Source organism: Paenibacillus wenxiniae (genome assembly GCF_039822605.1).
GTDB classification, from domain to species: domain Bacteria; phylum Bacillota; class Bacilli; order Paenibacillales; family Paenibacillaceae; genus Saccharibacillus; species Saccharibacillus wenxiniae.
Genome location: NZ_JBCGUH010000004.1, coordinates 130,673 through 147,677 on the forward strand (window position 1 = coordinate 130,673; position 17,005 = coordinate 147,677).

The 17,005-nt window shown below is 45.6% G+C and carries 17 protein-coding genes; 13 read left to right on the top strand and 4 right to left on the bottom strand.

Annotation, left to right across the window (positions count from 1 at the left end; genetic code table 11):
• Positions 1-90 precede the first annotated feature (90 nt).
• Positions 91-510, bottom strand: a complete 420-nt coding sequence (locus tag AAHF22_RS09425) for a carboxymuconolactone decarboxylase family protein (protein ID WP_347324748.1) — start codon at positions 508-510, stop codon at positions 91-93.
• Positions 511-789: 279 nt separating this feature from the next.
• On the opposite strand from AAHF22_RS09425, the gene AAHF22_RS09430 reads away from it, so the two are divergent.
• The 4 genes from AAHF22_RS09430 (at position 790) to AAHF22_RS09445 (ending at position 3,934) form a co-directional block, all read left to right on the top strand.
• Positions 790-1,170: a MerR family transcriptional regulator gene (locus AAHF22_RS09430; RefSeq protein WP_347324749.1), complete on the top strand. Its 381-nt coding sequence runs from the start codon at positions 790-792 to the stop codon at positions 1,168-1,170.
• Between the two features lie 263 nt (positions 1,171-1,433).
• Complete coding sequence (gene cysK / locus AAHF22_RS09435; RefSeq protein ID WP_347324750.1) at positions 1,434-2,354, top strand: cysteine synthase A; 921 nt, start codon at positions 1,434-1,436, stop codon at positions 2,352-2,354.
• A gap of 470 nt (positions 2,355-2,824) precedes the next feature.
• Positions 2,825-3,289, top strand: a complete 465-nt coding sequence (locus tag AAHF22_RS09440) for a MarR family transcriptional regulator (protein WP_347324751.1) — start codon at positions 2,825-2,827, stop codon at positions 3,287-3,289.
• A gap of 231 nt (positions 3,290-3,520) precedes the next feature.
• Positions 3,521-3,934: a nuclear transport factor 2 family protein gene (locus tag AAHF22_RS09445; RefSeq protein ID WP_347324752.1), complete on the top strand. Its 414-nt coding sequence runs from the start codon at positions 3,521-3,523 to the stop codon at positions 3,932-3,934.
• A gap of 98 nt (positions 3,935-4,032) precedes the next feature.
• Here the strand turns inward: AAHF22_RS09445 and AAHF22_RS09450 are convergent, their stop codons facing one another.
• The 3 genes from AAHF22_RS09450 to AAHF22_RS09460 form a co-directional block, all read right to left on the bottom strand.
• The gene (locus AAHF22_RS09450; protein ID WP_347324753.1) at positions 4,033-4,620 is read right to left on the bottom strand and encodes a YdeI/OmpD-associated family protein; all 588 of its coding nucleotides are present in this window, start codon (positions 4,618-4,620) and stop codon (positions 4,033-4,035) included.
• A gap of 145 nt (positions 4,621-4,765) precedes the next feature.
• Positions 4,766-5,326, bottom strand: a complete 561-nt coding sequence (locus tag AAHF22_RS09455; RefSeq protein ID WP_347324754.1) for a DinB family protein — start codon at positions 5,324-5,326, stop codon at positions 4,766-4,768.
• Positions 5,327-5,446: 120 nt separating this feature from the next.
• On the bottom strand, positions 5,447-6,409 hold the full coding sequence (locus AAHF22_RS09460; RefSeq protein WP_347324755.1) for a helix-turn-helix transcriptional regulator: 963 nt from the start codon (positions 6,407-6,409) through the stop codon (positions 5,447-5,449).
• 422 nt (positions 6,410-6,831) lie between these two features.
• Between AAHF22_RS09460 and AAHF22_RS09465 the strand changes: the two genes are divergently transcribed.
• From AAHF22_RS09465 to AAHF22_RS09505, 9 genes are all read left to right on the top strand, one after another.
• On the top strand, positions 6,832-7,068 hold the full coding sequence (locus AAHF22_RS09465) for a hypothetical protein (protein WP_347324756.1): 237 nt from the start codon (positions 6,832-6,834) through the stop codon (positions 7,066-7,068).
• 398 nt (positions 7,069-7,466) lie between these two features.
• A complete protein-coding gene (chvE, locus tag AAHF22_RS09470) occupies positions 7,467-8,567 on the top strand; it encodes a multiple monosaccharide ABC transporter substrate-binding protein (protein WP_347324757.1) in 1,101 nt (366 codons plus the stop codon).
• A 715-nt stretch (positions 8,568-9,282) separates the two neighbouring features.
• Positions 9,283-10,821 (top strand): multiple monosaccharide ABC transporter ATP-binding protein, encoded by a 1,539-nt coding sequence (gene mmsA / locus AAHF22_RS09475; RefSeq protein WP_347324758.1) that lies wholly within the window; start codon positions 9,283-9,285, stop codon positions 10,819-10,821.
• Positions 10,822-11,297: 476 nt separating this feature from the next.
• The gene (gene mmsB, locus AAHF22_RS09480; protein WP_347324759.1) at positions 11,298-12,506 is read left to right on the top strand and encodes a multiple monosaccharide ABC transporter permease; all 1,209 of its coding nucleotides are present in this window, start codon (positions 11,298-11,300) and stop codon (positions 12,504-12,506) included.
• A 425-nt stretch (positions 12,507-12,931) separates the two neighbouring features.
• The gene (locus AAHF22_RS09485; RefSeq protein WP_347324760.1) at positions 12,932-13,072 is read left to right on the top strand and encodes a hypothetical protein; all 141 of its coding nucleotides are present in this window, start codon (positions 12,932-12,934) and stop codon (positions 13,070-13,072) included.
• 50 nt (positions 13,073-13,122) lie between these two features.
• Positions 13,123-13,467: a type II toxin-antitoxin system death-on-curing family toxin gene (locus AAHF22_RS09490; protein ID WP_371834042.1), complete on the top strand. Its 345-nt coding sequence runs from the start codon at positions 13,123-13,125 to the stop codon at positions 13,465-13,467.
• Between the two features lie 459 nt (positions 13,468-13,926).
• On the top strand, positions 13,927-14,142 hold the full coding sequence (locus tag AAHF22_RS09495; RefSeq protein WP_347324762.1) for a hypothetical protein: 216 nt from the start codon (positions 13,927-13,929) through the stop codon (positions 14,140-14,142).
• A gap of 350 nt (positions 14,143-14,492) precedes the next feature.
• Positions 14,493-15,467 (top strand): ABC transporter permease, encoded by a 975-nt coding sequence (locus tag AAHF22_RS09500; RefSeq protein ID WP_371834043.1) that lies wholly within the window; start codon positions 14,493-14,495, stop codon positions 15,465-15,467.
• 360 nt (positions 15,468-15,827) lie between these two features.
• Complete coding sequence (locus tag AAHF22_RS09505) at positions 15,828-16,715, top strand: carbohydrate ABC transporter permease (protein WP_347324763.1); 888 nt, start codon at positions 15,828-15,830, stop codon at positions 16,713-16,715.
• The last annotated feature ends 290 nt before the right edge of the window (positions 16,716-17,005 follow it).

Below are 17,005 nucleotides of genomic sequence, written 5' to 3' on the forward strand. Positions count from 1 at the left end.
TGTCTCATTAATTTCTAGTATGAGCGTCTCTGTGTAAGCTCACTTATGAAATAGGTTCCTATACGCTTGCCGCATCAATCTATAGTTGATTTAAACGAGCGGTAACAATCCACGCTCCTGAAACACCTGCTTAGCTACCGTCATCGCATTGAGTACACGAGGGAATCCCGTATACGGCGAGCAGTGCATAATCGCTTCTACAATTTCCGCTGTCGTTAGACCCACATTAAGCGAAGCATTAACGTGTACATGAAGTTGCGCTTCACAGCCACCTTGCGTCGTTAGTGTGGCAAGCGTAACGAGCTGGCGTTGCCGACTATCCAGCGTCGGACGTGAATAAATGTCGCCAAATGCATACTCGATCACATACCGTCCCAGATCAGGTGCAATATCCTGAAGCGAAGCGATTACCCGCTCTCCTGCCTGTCCGTCTATTGTCTTCAATTTGTCCCATCCTCGATCATACCGACTTTGCTCATTGCCTGTAGCCTGCTGTGTGTGTTCAGTCATAGGGGTAAACCTCCTGCTCCAATAAAAGTGGTGAACATATTAAGGCATACATCGCCGTACCGCAAACTGTTTTATACGATGTGCTGATGACCATATGCCTTTCTGTATTCAGCATAAAGCTTAGAGTGCGCTCAAAGGCAAGCACAAACTTTAAAGCATGAATTAGAAGTTAGAAGTTTATTGAAATGTGCTAAGACCATTTTGCCGATCATTGAAGCTGAATCCATTTTGGCATGGGCATACGCTTTGCTAAGATCGACAATATGCTATAGTAAACGTATGGAAAACACACGATCGATACAGGAAATGACGGGGATGACTGGACTTAGTGCACATACGCTCCGCTATTATGAGCGAATTGGCTTGTTACGTGACGTGCAGCGCAATGAGCAGGGCTACCGCGTATATAGCGAACAGGATGTGAGCTGGGTACAATTTTTGCTGCGTTTACGTGATACAGGCATGCCGATTGCAGGCATGCAGCAATTTGCTGAGCTACGCAGTCAGGGCGATACGACCGCATCAGCACGCAGAGAAATGCTTGAGCAGCATCACTTACAGCTAGAACAACAGCTAGCGCAGTTGCACACACATCTTCATAATATTAGCGACAAGATCGAATATTATCGGGAGTTGGAGAAGAAGACGACCCTATTGTAGGGGGCGGCGTGAACAATGAGCAATTAACGCTAGTTGCGGTTTGAACGACGAATATGATCGATTACAGCTAGTTCACTTTCTAATCAATTTGCGCGTATGATCAATTGCAGCTAGTCCACTTTCTAATTGATTTAAGCGTATGATCGATTACAGCTAGTTCACTTTCTAATTAATTTACGCATAGGATCAATGATAACTAGCGCTCATTTCTACGTATATAATCGATCAAAAATGCGATGTTACACATCAAAGGAGCATCATTCATGAACAGCAAAGTAGTACAACATATTAGTGAGCTTGTTGGCGATACACCGGTCTTAAAATTAAACCGTGTGACCTCACCGGAATGGGCAGATGTATATGTGAAATTGGAATATTTTAACCCGAGCGGCAGTGTTAAAGACCGTGCGGCACTCAATCTGATCGTGCAGGCAGAGAAATCTGGCGAGCTACAGCCGGGCAGCACGATTATTGAGCCGACCAGTGGCAATACCGGCATCGGGCTGGCGATGAATGCCGCAGCACGCGGATACGGTGCGATTTTGATCATGCCGGACAATATGTCACAGGAACGCATTAGCATTTTAAAAGCGTATGGAGCACAGGTCGTGCTTACGCCTGCCGCTGAGAAAATGCCCGGCGCCATTCGCAAAGCCGAGCAGTTGCTGGACGAAATCCCGAACAGTTATATGCCGCGTCAATTCGATAATCCTGCGAATGCAGATGCACATCGGCATACGACAGCACTGGAGATTTTGGAACAGATGGAAGGGCAGCTGGATACATTTGTCGCTTCGGCAGGAACCGGCGGCACGATCACAGGTACAGGAGAGACGCTGCGCGATCATTTGCCCTATTTACGTATTGTCGTAGTGGAGCCAAAAGGCTCGCCTGTTTTATCCGGCGGTCAGCCCGGCCCACACAAGCTAGTCGGCACCAGTCCTGGCTTTGTGCCAGCGATTTTGAATACATCGATCTATAATGAGATTGTACAGGTTGCGGATGAGGATGCGTTGTCAATGATGAAAGAGCTAGCAATGCAGGAAGGCTTGCTGCTCGGCCCATCATCGGCGGCAACAGTATGGACAGCCGTGCAGGAAGCAAAGCGGCTTGGAGCAGGGAAAAAGGTACTCTGTATTGCGCCGGATAATGGGGAGCGGTACATGAGTATGGAGCTAATATAGAACGAATATAGAACAGATTCGGTAAAATATGTTGCTTTATTGCTTAGCCATTTCACAGCTACTCGATCATAGCAAGCCAGCTTTTCTATCCACTGCCTTGCGTAAGCAGCTGGACAGGAGAGCTGGCTTGAATTGGTTGATACGCGGTAGACAGATCGTTGCTGAACTTGTTATGCATCTGCTTCTCGGTAATGGCAGGGCGTGAAAACATCAGCTTGCCAGTTACGAAGGCGTGTCTTCAAGCTGCTTTATAACCGTTCGCTGAGGTTGGTTTGCTTCAGACTTCAATATAGTTGATTCCGTTCATTTACAAGGTAATTGGTTTGATTGCTCAAATGACGAGGTGGATAGTTTAAAGATATGCCCTGATGCAGACAGGACAGTATAGCAAAAAGGTATCATTGACTATTATATAGTTAACCAGTAAACTATAATTATTAACCGGTTAACTATAAAAAGGAGTTTACGCTATGAACCCAACGCAACAACAGGCATTTCAAGCGGTAGAGCAGCTATTGCTCAAGCGCGAAGACAATGTACAACGACAACAACAACTGGCTGAGCAAATGGCAGCCGAGATGGAAGCGCCTGCTCGCAAATGGACGATTACACAACTACACCTGTTGTCTATTTTGCACACACAGGGCGAAGTCAACAATATGCATCTGGCAGAGCAATTGCGCATTTCACGACCAGCCGTTACGAAAGCGACCGCCATATTGCTAAAGCACGAACTAATTCGCGAAGTGCGCCGACTGCATAATTTAAGAGAAGTGTATTATGCACTTACACCAGCAGGAGAGCAGCTTGCTACGATCCATGAACGATTGCATAATCGCTTATTGGAGCAGTATGAGCAACTGTTCAGTCAGTTTGACGAGGCGGAATTGACGACGATTATTCGCTTTTTGCATACATGGGCAGAGTATGTATAATCACTTTGAACTTTGAACTTGCGAGAATATAGCAGGTGAAAGGGCTACCGTCTCTGTACTTACTGTCTAGATGAATGGTACCGCCTAGCAGATTCGCAAACGGAGACGAGATTTGCAGATTCAGATCAGTAGCATCTGAATCTGCTGAGCAAAATGTAAGCCAACGCGCACGTCGTATGAAATGCAGCCCAGCTCACTTTTACACCGACATATTAACTGGAGGGTTAGACTATGACCAGACAACTAAGCAAATCCGAAGCACTGACTTTGTTAAATGCCATGTATCGTGATGTCGTTATCGGTATGGACGATACGTGTATTGATCGGTATTTTGTACCGGAATACGTACAGGTTACCGATGGTGTACGTAGCGATCTGGCACAATTCAAGCATCATATTCGTATGCTGCGACAGGAGGTACAATCTATACAAATTTCGCCATTTACCCATTATGTGTATGATGAGCCGTTACAAACGGCAACTTTACGCTATACAGTCGATGTGGCAAAGAAAGACCGCAAACGTGGACAGGTGGAGCTAATCGCTATTTTTGAGCTAGACGGCGACAAGATACGGCGTTGCTACGAGTTGTCCTGTCCGCTGGATCATCAGACTGAATTTAAGGAAATTGCCAGCTTGAGCTAAAGTTGGCGCTTGTTCAGAAGCTGATCGACTGCTTACAACATCTATACAATCATTTGTGTAAAATATATAGAATCTACAAAAGTTACACTATTGCGCCATTAAGAATGTTTGCCATCCGCGTCAGTCCACAAACGCCCACCATCATGCCACTGTCCATACATGCGATTAGCTTGTGTATGCTCGATCAATTTATTCAGTCGGCTGGCAAACAAATCAGGCTGGTGGCGCACACTTTGAATCGTGTCGATACGTATTCTTCGATACAACTCCGGAAAAGCTATAAAATGAGCATATCCATTTCCTTCACGCTGTAGTTGCTCCATAATCTCATCATCGATCGTGAAATGCTCAATGTCCATATCCGGCAATACATGTCGTCCAGCAGCAGTCATTAGCCCAAGCCGTTCCAGCCGGCGTACGCGCTCTTTATTCAGCTCTGTCCATGAGCTGTTACGCTTTCTCGGTGACATGCGCTGGGCAAGTACACCGTCTGGCGTTTTCTTTTTCATACCATCAATCCAGCCGAAGCAGAGTGCTTCCTCTACAGCATCCAGATAAAGGAGTACGTCATCTACTGATTTGATACTGACCGCAATCCAGCAAGAGGCGGTATCCTGATGATGTTGTTGTAGCCATTCGCGCCACGCTGCTCGTGAGGTGATTGGGAGAATAGGTTGTGTCGACATGCGGCTCCTTTCGCGATCTGAGTCCGAGTCGTATCGTTCGAAAACAGATCGCTGCTAGTTAGATGTTGAATTAGCTTGAGCATCGAAATCACAAACGTTAGACGCTACGCAAGCACGTTTTTTCCTATTGTTTAGTATCCATAGTTCATGACGGATTACAATCAGATGATCTAACCGAATCAAGCGAGCCAGATGGGGATGGTTCCGACTGCTGATACAGATACAAAATATAGTCGTTCATCACCGATGGATAGCCTAGCTGCCGCAACATCGTCGTCATATTCCCCCGATGATAGGTGCCATGATTCACGACCTGTAATACCATTTCTTCCAGCGCTAGTTCACGTACACCAGCGTAAGGGTTGTTCAGCATCATAGTTTGCGTCAGATCAGCTTGTTCGATCCACTCTGTATACTGCTGCTTTTGCTCCTCAAAGCGAGCGCTACATTGGGATAAATCCCACTCGCTCCCTAATGGGAGTAGCGGCATGCTCTGCTCCAATGCTGCGGACATGTCTGTGCCAGTAAGTACCAAATACCACATATGGTCGACTACATACATATGCCCGAGCGTAGCTGAAAGGGTCGGGTACGAACTTAGCGTCTCCTCATGAAATACGGACGCAGGCAGTTCCTGTAAACGGGTCAGCATCGTCTCGTTTGCCCAGTGATGATAACGTAGCATGTTGCGAGTTGTGTTGTTCATGAATTAGCACTCCTTCGGATATGTAATGTACATCATGATTGACAAACCGAGTATAACAAAGCAAGTATGACAACAGTCTGTCATACTTCCGCAGGGTAGGGGCGTTTTTTTTGGGAATATTTAAGTAGGGTCATTTTCATAACTACTTAGCATTTGACGAAGTTTGTGGTGCAGCATAGTGCGTACTTCTGGTGGATGAAGCACTTCTGCATGCGTACCAAAACTGAGCAGCGTACCGTACAGCCATTTGGACTGTGCTGGATGCTGCAACGTGATGACGAGACGAATAGTCATGCTTCCATCCTCATGGAATTGCCGTTTTGCATGCTGAAATTGATCCAGTGCATTAGCTAGCGCTTCGTTGCTGACCCGAATAACGATCTCTGTATAGATATCAGAACGTAGTCGCTCCGATGGTGAGGCAGATGGGGGTTGTTGTTCGTTCCCAGTGGTATATGATGTAGCTACTTGCGCTCGTTTGCTAAAATGCTGGTTCCGTAGCACCGTATCCAGCATGCGTGACAATCGAAATTCGCGCATACTCTGTCGCGATCGACAATAACCGGCCACATACCATGCCCCATATTTAAAATAAATCCGATCTGGCTCCAGTTCGCGAGCAGTACGCGTATTGCTCGCATTAATGTAATGGAAATGTACAACATACTGCTCAGCAATCGCCTGCCGAAGTAGCTGTAACAATGTCACATCTGTATGATACGATTGAAAATTAATGTCCAATCGTGGAAGCTGCTGCACATGCTCGATACTTTGCAGCCGTTCAATCGTTTCCTGTACGACAGTATCGTCGAACATCGTGGACAGACTGTGCAGCACGGTAATGAGCGAAGCGACATCATGCGAACCGAGCAGGCTTTTATCGAGCTTATAGCCGTCCATCAGCCCATAACCGCCCTGACTTCCCTGATGCGATACGACCGGAAATCCAGCGGCACCAATCGTGTCCATATCGCGATAAATCGTGCGCGGTGACACACCGTATTCCTCTGCCAGCTTAGTCGCAGATAGCACATTATGATTGAGCAGTTTATAAATGATGGAGATGAGACGTTCTAGCTTCATGGGAAAGTCCTCCATTTGTATCATCATTGTAGGGTAGGCATGATCAAGTTGATTGTACAGGGTGAAACTGTTGTTTTAAAAAGAACAGTAATCGCATGTTTATATACACTATTTTGCGATATGACGAGATACTCATGTTCAAAAAAATGATGTTGTCAGTTGTATTATGCTATTTAATCATCGAATCTGTAATGGGATTCACTATATTTGCTTTGTTTCCTCCATCTATAAAACTAACTTCATTGGCAGCGGATCGACTGGAAGGTAGCTCGGAATTTAGCGAATATGTCAGAGCAGACGCTCAGCGTGTTATGGACAGTAATTATTACGTGCTCCAAGCGTATTCCAAACCTATCGACTATTCAAACTATAAAATTGTCCATCTTTCGTTGGATATCCAAAATCATACATGGATTCGAAGTATGCGTAATGTTCAGGTAACGTTTAAACCTGCGCCATCGGATGCGAGCGATTATTTGTATTATACGAATGAAGCAGTGCTTATTAATATTGATCGACGATCTTATAGTGAATATGGATTGTCGATTGCGATGAACAATGAAGCTTATTCACAATGGATGGAGAAGAAGTTATCGGGTACGTTTACGTTAAGCTGGGGACATGGTCATCGAAAAGAGTTTAAGTTGGATCATATGTAATCTCAATAGGTTATGAAGAATGATAGTCATCATGAACACATATATAGGCACCCTTTTAAAATAGCCATTAACGAGCTACAGGTATACTCGCTAACGGCTATTTTTGCTACATATCATTCCAGTCACGTGCAGGTCATTTTAACACACCACATAGAAGCACAGAAAATATACTCTACTAAACTTAAGTCCGATTTTTATAAAAAAGGTCAAATAAACGCAAAGACACCACTTCCATCCCAATGCTATCCTAATTTACGAAAGCGTTACCAAAACATCTCAAACGGCAAAACAGAAGCTACACACATCCTACCCTACAGCATCAACGAGCTTCTGCCAACGCCTCCTATCCATTCCCAAAACATGCTGCTTGCAGCATATTCACGAAAGGAGCATCCGTAATGAAAAGGGGACTTATCCTGCTGCTAATCGCTGCGATGATGATCACCCTCAGTGCCTGCAATCTGGCGGAAAGCAGTGCAGGTAGCAGAGAGAAAGGCTATGTTGGCATCGCCATGCCGACCAAATCATCGGCACGCTGGGTAGCAGACGGAAATAATATGGTTCAGCTGTTTCAGTCCAAAGGCTACAAAACCGATCTCCAATATGCCGAGGATGTCGTCGAAAACCAGATTTCCCAGATTGAGAATATGATCACCAAGCAGGTCGACGTAATCGTCGTCGCTGCGATCGACGGCAACACATTAACTGACGTGATCGGCAAAGCGCATGCACAGGGCATTCAGGTCATCTCATATGACCGCCTAATTATGAACACACCTTACTTAAGCTACTATGCGACCTTCGATAACTTCAAGGTCGGCGTACTGCAAGCATCGTACATTGAGAAGCGTCTCGGACTCGACAAAGGCAAAGGCCCGTTCAACATCGAACTATTCGGCGGCTCGCCAGATGATAACAACGCCTATTTCTTCTTTAACGGTGCAATGTCTGTACTGCAACCTTACATCGATTCCGGCAAACTCGTCGTCCGCAGTAAGCAGACTACGATGGCACAGATTGCCACCTTGCGCTGGGACGGCTCACTCGCTCAGTCAAGGATGGATAATTTACTCAGTGCCTACTATGGCAGCGACAAACTAGACGCCGTGCTTTCACCATATGACGGCATCAGCATCGGGATCATCTCGTCCTTGAAAGGCGTAGGCTACGGCTCTGCCGACAAGCCCCTACCGATCATCACCGGACAGGATGCCGAACTCGCATCGATCAAATCGATCGTAGCCGGTGAACAAACGCAGACGATTTTCAAAGATACACGCAAACTCGCCGAAAAAACAGTCGGCATGGTCGATAGCATCCTGCAAGGCAAAAAAGCCGAAGTAAACGACACCAAAACGTACAACAACAACGTCATGGTTGTCCCAGCCTACTTGCTCGACCCAGTATCCGTCGACAAAGAAAACGTCAAAGAACAAATCATCGGCAGCAACTACTATACCGAACAAGAAGTATACGGCAACAACGCACCAGCAAAATAAAGAGAAGAGAGAACAACGCGCTTTAGATGATGCCTGTAACCAGGTAGCACAAGTCGAAAGCTCACTCACACTTTCACTGGTAAAAAGAACGCTATTCTTTTCCAATACATGACCTATGTCTCGCACATCCAAGCCCGTAACAGACATATCCTGGCTAATATGTTGACCATGCAAAATTTCAACTTTGATCATGTACTGGCATGTCTCTATCGTTCAGAGCTTGAGGCCAATTTAAAATTAATCTCGGTCAGAGTAGCAGATACAATTCACACAATATACAAGATTTCAAAAATGCTGAAACTCCTAAAATTTTTGAAGTCTCTAAAGTCTCTAAAGTCTCTAAAGTCTCTAAAGTCTCTAAAGTCTCTAAAGTCTCTAAAGTCTCTAAAGTCTCTAAAACATCAAAGTCTATAAATCTTTAATTTTTCAAACTTTAAAATTGATAAGTCTTTAAAATCTCAAATCTCTAAATCTCTAAATCCTTTGAACTTCCCTGCCCCCGCGCAGAAAACGGCATGGATGCCTTTGCACAGAGCGGAGGGAAGGGAATGGGGAAAAGGGCGACTTTGGAGCACCGAGAATCTACATTCACTCCTAATCCGTAGATTCTCGGTGCTCCACCCTAGCCCGTTCCCCATCCCTTCCCGAAGCGGTCCCGTGCAACCCGCACCCCCTGCCACCCATTTCAAGCCAATGAAAGGAGATTGATTGCACCATGCGCGACAACATCATTTTGGAAATGAAAGGCATCACCAAAACATTTCCCGGCGTCAAAGCACTGGAAAACGTAAATCTGAAAGTACGCAAAGGCGAAATCCATGCCCTCTGCGGCGAAAATGGCGCTGGTAAATCAACGCTCATGAAAGTGCTAAGCGGCGTATACGGCTATGGCAGCTATGACGGCGACATCATTTTTGAAGGCCAAACCTGCCAGTTTCGCAACATTAAAGACAGCGAAGAACTCGGGATCGTCATCATTCACCAGGAGCTAGCGCTGATTCCCTATCTGTCCATTGCCGAAAATATTTTCCTCGGTAACGAACGCAAAAAAGGCGGCGTGATCGACTGGAACGAAACGATGCAGCGCACTCGTGAACTACTGGATAAAGTCGGTCTCAGCGAACCGCCGGGCACACTGGTGACCAACATCGGTGTCGGCAAACAGCAACTGGTCGAGATCGCCAAAGCATTTTCCAAACGGGTGAAACTGCTTATCCTTGATGAGCCGACAGCCGCACTGAATGAAGACGACAGCGAGAACCTGCTGGAGCTGCTGCTCGGTTTTAAAAGTCAGGGCATCTCCTGTATTATCATCTCGCATAAATTGAATGAAATCGCCAAAGTCGCCGATTCGGTCACCATTTTGCGTGACGGACAGACGATTGAGACGCTGGATATGAAAAAGGATGCGGTAACCGAAGATCGCATCATTAGCGGTATGGTCGGTCGCGACCTGACCCACCGTTACCCGCAGCGTACACCGCGTATCGGTGACGTGACGCTGGAAATTCGCGATTGGAACGTGTATCACGAACAACATGCTGATCGCAAAATGATCCACAACGCTAACCTGAACGTGCGCCGCGGCGAAATCGTTGGCATTGCTGGACTGATGGGTTCTGGACGTACCGAACTGGCGATGAGCATCTTCGGTCGTTCCTATGGCAAAAACATTTCCGGCACCATCATCAAAGACGGCAAAGAAATCCGCAACAACAATGTCACACAGGCGATCGACAATGGCTTCGCCTATGTGACGGAAGATCGCAAGCATTACGGCCTTGTACTGATGGACGATATTAAACGCAATATTTCCCTGACCGGACTGGAACGCTTATCACGCGGCACCGTCGTTAACGAACATGAAGAAGTGCTCGTCGCCGAAGATATGCGCAAACGAATGAAAATCAAAACACCTAGCATTCTGCAAAAAACAGGCAATCTGAGCGGTGGTAACCAGCAGAAAGTCGTACTCGGCAAATGGATCTTCTCCAATCCCGACATCCTGATCCTCGACGAACCTACCCGAGGCATCGACGTCGGCGCCAAATACGAAATCTACACCATCATCAACCAGCTCGCCGATGAGGGCAAAAGCATCATCGTCATCTCATCCGAACTACCCGAAATCCTGGGCATCTGCGACCGCATCTACGTCATGAACGCCGGCCAAATCACCGGCGAAGTCACCCGCGAAGAAGCAACCCAGGAAAAATTAATGACCTACATGACCCGCGATAAAGCAAAAGTATAACGGGTTCAACTGTTTTCAGGTGACCCAAGCTTGTAAAATTCATACAACCGCAAAACGCGCAGCATCCAAACATTCAATAATTAAAGCGTCAAATCTCAATACAACGCACTTAAAACTAAACTTTAAAGGAAACTCTAAACCAAACTCTAAACCAAACTCTAAACCAAACTCATCAATTTAAACTCATCAACCCAAACGTAAACACTAAAACATAGCAGGACTTTTCAACCACCCATACACACCCAATGCCACACCCATGTTTGGAGGGGACTTGGTACTTCTTCGCTCGTACAAAGCGGAGGGAAGGGAATGGGGAAAAGGGCGACTTTGGAGCAGCGAGAATCTACACTCACTCTTAATCCGTAGATTCTCGGTGCTCCACCCGAGCCTGTTCCCCATCCCTTCCCGGAGCGCCTCTAACGCGCGAAGCCTCCAATCCCCCCCACCCAACACAACAATTGAAAGGAGCTACACCCATGTCCACATTAAGCAAGCCTGTCAAAGACAAAGACAAACAGGGCGGACTCAGCCGTCTGTTCAAAGGCAATATTCGCCAATATGGTATGATCATCGCCCTCATTTTCATCATGCTGCTATTCCAGGTTTTAACCGGAGGATTGTTGCTCAAACCGATCAACATTACCAACCTGATCCTGCAAAATAGCTACATTCTCGTGCTCGCGATCGGGATGGTACTCGTCATTATTACTGGACATATCGATCTGTCCGTCGGCTCTATCGCCGCCTTTGTCGGAGCGATCTCCGCGATCTTTATGGTTAACTGGCAAATGAACCCGGTGCTGGCAGTCATTCTATCGATCGTCATCGGTGGTCTGATCGGCGCATGGCAGGGCTTCTGGGTCGCCTATGTGCGTATTCCCGCCTTTATCGTTACACTAGCCGGGATGCTGCTGTTCCGCGGTTTGACTATGATCGTGCTGGAAGGGCAATCGATCTCGCCATTCCCGAACGGTTTCCAGAAGATCAGCTCTGGCTTTGTACCTGATTTTACAAATGCGGCAACGAATATCGTCGCGATTATCGCAGGTATCGCACTATCGGTACTGTACGTCTGGACCGAACTGCGCGGTCGTGCCGCCCAGCGCAAATACAATTTTGATACCGGTTCACAAGGACTGTTTATCGGTAAACTGGTGCTCGTAATTGCGATCATCAACCTGTTTACATTCGTACTGGCAAGTTATGCCGGCATTCCAACGATTCTGGTGCTGCTGTTCCTGCTCATCATCATCTATTCGTTTGTCATGAACCGCACGGTGATGGGTCGCCACGTCTACGCGATCGGTGGTAACGAAAAAGCAGCCGGACTGTCCGGTGTTAAAACGAAAAAAGTGACGTTCTGGGTATTCGTCAACATGGGCGTACTGGCGGCAGTTTCCGGCTTAATCTTCGCCGCTCGCCTGAACGCAGCAACGCCACGTGCAGGTACGAACTTCGAGCTGGACGCCATCGCAGCCTGCTTCATCGGCGGCGCATCCGCAGCCGGCGGTATCGGTACGGTATTCGGCGCAATTATCGGTGGTCTCGTTATGGGGGTATTGAACAATGGTATGTCTCTGATCGGACTCGGAATCGACTGGCAGCAGGGGATTAAAGGTCTAGTATTGCTGCTGGCGGTAGCGTTTGATATTTATAATAAGAATAAAGGTACGAGTTTGAAGTGATAGAAACTAGATCATACTACTTGCTATAATAAGAAATGGGTTCAAACTATTGATTCATTCTTTCTAAAAATGATTTCTGAAAAGAGTTATTCCCGGTTATTCGTATGACCGAGAATAGCTCTTTTTTTGATGGCATTACAAAGCAGTTATTCACAATAAAACTTTAATAGGTAGTGGTACTTCTTGCATAAGAATGTAGAGTGAAAAAGTTCCAAACAGATTCAGATTTCAGAGTATTGCGAGATCATAGCTTCTTACTAGATAAGGGCTGAAGGGGGATTCAAGTATTGTTTTGAGTGAAATCAGAGTATGGATTATAGAGGTTCGCGAAAAAGGGGATTCCATTAAGTTTCTGCCACAAAATTAGGATTTATGAGCACCCATTTTCAGTATTGTGATATACTACTGCAAAAGGAGGATGCACTATGGAAAAAGCAGAAAATCAAGCGCAACAAAAACAAGCCACACAAAAACAAACAGCACAAAAGAAAATGACATTAGCAGAAGCAATGGCACTTTCTAATCAAAAATACGGTGATGTGTATAGAAAGTTGGCTGACGCTTGAACAACTATAGTACACTTTCATACGACGATCTAATATGTTTACACGATAATATGTTAGAACAATACGGCGGTCTTCAGGGAATTAAAGATAGTAGTCGGTTACATTTTATTGCAGAGCAACCCTTTCAGGAGAGCTTTGGAGTAGAGCTGTACCCTGGACTATCCCTGAAGGCCGCTGTTTATTTAGTATCGATCGCTAGAGCGCATGCTTTTTTTGATGCGAACAAAAGAACAGCTGCATTTGCCTGTGATACATTCCTCTACCTGAATGGATACCATTTGTCGATGAGCAAAGATGAATATTACAATCTAGTATTAGACTCTGCCCAGGGGCATATGTCTTTTGAGGAGGTAGCAACTTTGATAGAGCGCTATCTGATACCGCTTCATACTTGACCTTGCTAGAATGAATTACACTTAATTAGAAATGGATTTTTATAAAGTGAAGTCTGATCCCATTAGTAAGAAGACATGAACTAGAACTAGCTACAAGATAGAATGAAATATAACGAAAAGTGTCGCTTGCAAATGACACCGTTCATAGATTGAGAACGTTGTTTGTAAGGCTGTAGTGGAAGTACTACCACAATCGTTTTTATGTATACAGAAGAATACTTAAAGTTTTAGTGGAAAGTCGTAACCTGCAAGGACGAAAAAGTGCAAACTCTAAGCTTACATAAAATCCTTAGGAGATTTGCGAAAAGGAGTGTTCTTCCCTTGACACAACTGGGCTGAAGAAGCCCACAGTCGCTCCTTACACAAGAGTATGGGAAAAACCGCATACCCATCTAGTTTAAACGAGAACTATATCTTGCTGTACTTACGAATATAGTAAAACAAATAGGGGGTGAATGAATGCGGAAATTTCTTTCTTCCCCATCTTTTGGAATCCCATTTATTGTCTTCTTATTGCTCTACACGCTTAATGTGAGGGTCAATGATCTTCCGATGGGAAGTATTATTCAAGCCTTTATAGCTGCCATCATTCTCGCCTTAATTTCTGCACTGATTGTAGGCGGAATTATTTACGGTGTAGCACATAGAGCTAATAGAAATAACAGACCTAGTTAAATAAAGGTTTCCACAGCTGCTTATTAAATGTTTAGAAAAGTAATCATAAAAATAAGGTGCTCCATACTAAATGGAGTGCTTTATTTTATATACATATGCTCAAATCGTTATACGTGCACATGATCTCATGACACGTACAAATCATTGATCCTCAAACGCATCCTATCATATGGTATCAATCCTTTATATCTTTTGTTTGTAGCTCACTTTCTTTCCTATTACGCATAGTAAACCCCAAACCCGAAAAATGAGACACCCAATACGAAAAATGAGACATTCACGTCTTCTCCACCCATCGATATAATTAAACCTATAATTGTAATCGCTTACATATAAAAGGGGGAGATAGGATGGAAACCGGGATGAAGACCGGGTCGGAGTCGCGTCCGCAGGAGAAGACGACAGCGGCTGGGCGGATGCGGCGCTGGTTTCGGCGGTTGTATACGCAGCGGCATCTACAAGTGATGGCGCTATTGGGCGTCGTCTGGATGCTGATCTTTAACTATATTCCAATGTACGGCATCGTGATTGCGTTCAAGGAATTTAACATCGTAGATAGCATCGGAGCGGCGCCGTGGGTAGGACTGGAACATTTTCGAGCCTTTATGGAAGATGAAAATTTAAGGGATGTGATCCGTAACACGCTTGGCATTAGCTTGATCAAACTGTTTATCGGGTTCCCGTTACCGATTCTATTCGCCCTATTCCTTAACGAAATTCGCTCTGTCCGCTTCAAAAAGTCAGTCCAAACGATCTCCTACTTACCTCATTTTCTGTCATGGGTTATTCTGGGCGGTATTTTGAGCACATGGCTTGCCGATGTCGGTGTGATCAACCAGATTTTGCTGGCACTGCATCTGATCGACCAGCCGATCTCTTACTTGGCAGAACCACAATATTTCTGGGCGATCGTCATCATTTCAGACATTTGGAAAGAACTCGGCTGGTCAGCGATCATTTATCTGGCAGCGATGGCGAGCGTATCACCGGAAATGTACGAAGCAGCGACGATCGATGGCGCTGGACGTTTTCAAAAAATGTGGTACATCACTTTACCTGGCATCCAGAGCACGATTGCGATCCTGTTCATTCTCGCAGTCAGCGGCGTGCTCAACTCTAATTTCGATCAGATTCTCGTGCTGCGCAATTCACTCAATGAAAGCGCCAGTAACGTGATCGATATCTATGTGTACCAGACCGGTCTATTATCCGGACGGTTTTCGTATTCGACAGCGATTGGTTTGATCAAGTCGGTGATCGCGTTAATTCTGCTCCTGATCGCGAATCAGGTGACCAAGCGATTGAATAATACGTCGTTGTTCTAGGCAATCAGTTAGGTGAAGATACAAGGGATTTGATGAAGAAGGTAAAGGCATATAGTGTAGGATCGCTTTATGGAAAAGTGATGTATCTGGTGATGTATCTCCAGTAATTTAAAATCGCTGACCTGCCTATAGAGTTGCCTATAGAAAGGTCGTTACAACTTGAGTTTGATCTTTAACCTCTGTTTTATTGACACCATGCTATGGAAAAGGTTTGCGATTAGCTCCTAACCTACACTACAAGAGATGCTCCAGCCAACCATTGCCGTGCTGATCGGACTGCTCGCTGGAGAGGTCAACATATACTTTTGCTACATGTAGCCCAAACTCAATACCGACCAATTGAAAGGAGTGCACCCGACAATGATCACTTCATCCCGCCGCACCCGCGGCGAAATTATATTCGATACATGCAATGCGATCTTTATGATCTTTATCTGCTTTATTACGTTATACCCGATCTGGTACGTGCTCGTGAACGCATTTAATGAAGGCACGGACGCGATGCGTGGCGGCATTTACTGGTGGCCGCGCCTGTTCAGTCTGGAGAGCTTCAAAGCGGTATTTCAGAGCGAAGGCATTATGCAGGCGATGTGGATTACCGTCGCTAAGACCATTATCGGCACCGTTATTCATGTGTTGTTTACCGCGATGGTCGCGTATGCGCTATCTCGCCGTGGTCTGATTGGCGGTAAACTGTACATCTGGATCGGTACGATCACGCTGTTTTTCAGCGGTGGCTTGATTCCGACGTTTCTGTTAATGAAGGATTTGCAGTTACTTGATAATTTCATGGTGTACATCATTCCAGCCATGTTTAGCTTTTTCGATCTGATCATTTTTATGACGTTCTTCCGCGAAATTCCGGATGGACTGGAAGAAGCGGCACGTATCGATGGAGCGAATGACTGGTCGATTTTCCTGCGTGTTGTACTGCCGGTATCGATGCCTGTGGTCGCTACGATTGGATTGTTCCATGGCGTGTATCAATGGAATGATTATTTTACTGGAATGATCTATATGAACGATACGTCCCTGCAACCGATCCAGACGTACCTGTATCGTGTCGTAGCAGAATCCAGCTCCAACCAGATGCTGGCAGCCGTGCCGGGCGGTATTACTCGTTCGGTCACATCGCAATCGATTAAGCTGGCGACAATGGTAGTGACGACGATGCCGATTGTGTTTGTCTATCCGTTCTTGCAAAAGTATTTTGTAAAAGGGATGATGATCGGCTCGATTAAGGGCTGATCCAGCACTTCGTTTTATGTTCCAACGATGAGAACAAGTGAAGCATGCGAGCCAGGGGATGTGCGCAAACTAAATGGTTTGTACTGGGGTAGATACCACTGCGGAAGGTTAAACGTATTCGAGCTTGCGTATACGCCGTAGCTATAACCTGTTTCAAATGAGTGAAGAGATCCATTATGGCATCTCCTTTTATTACTACAGGATAAAAATGTATAGAGTGTATTTTTCGACGATTCAACCTATAGAGCGAGAGAAGAAAGGAACAAAGGAAGACATGAAAAGCTCGAAAG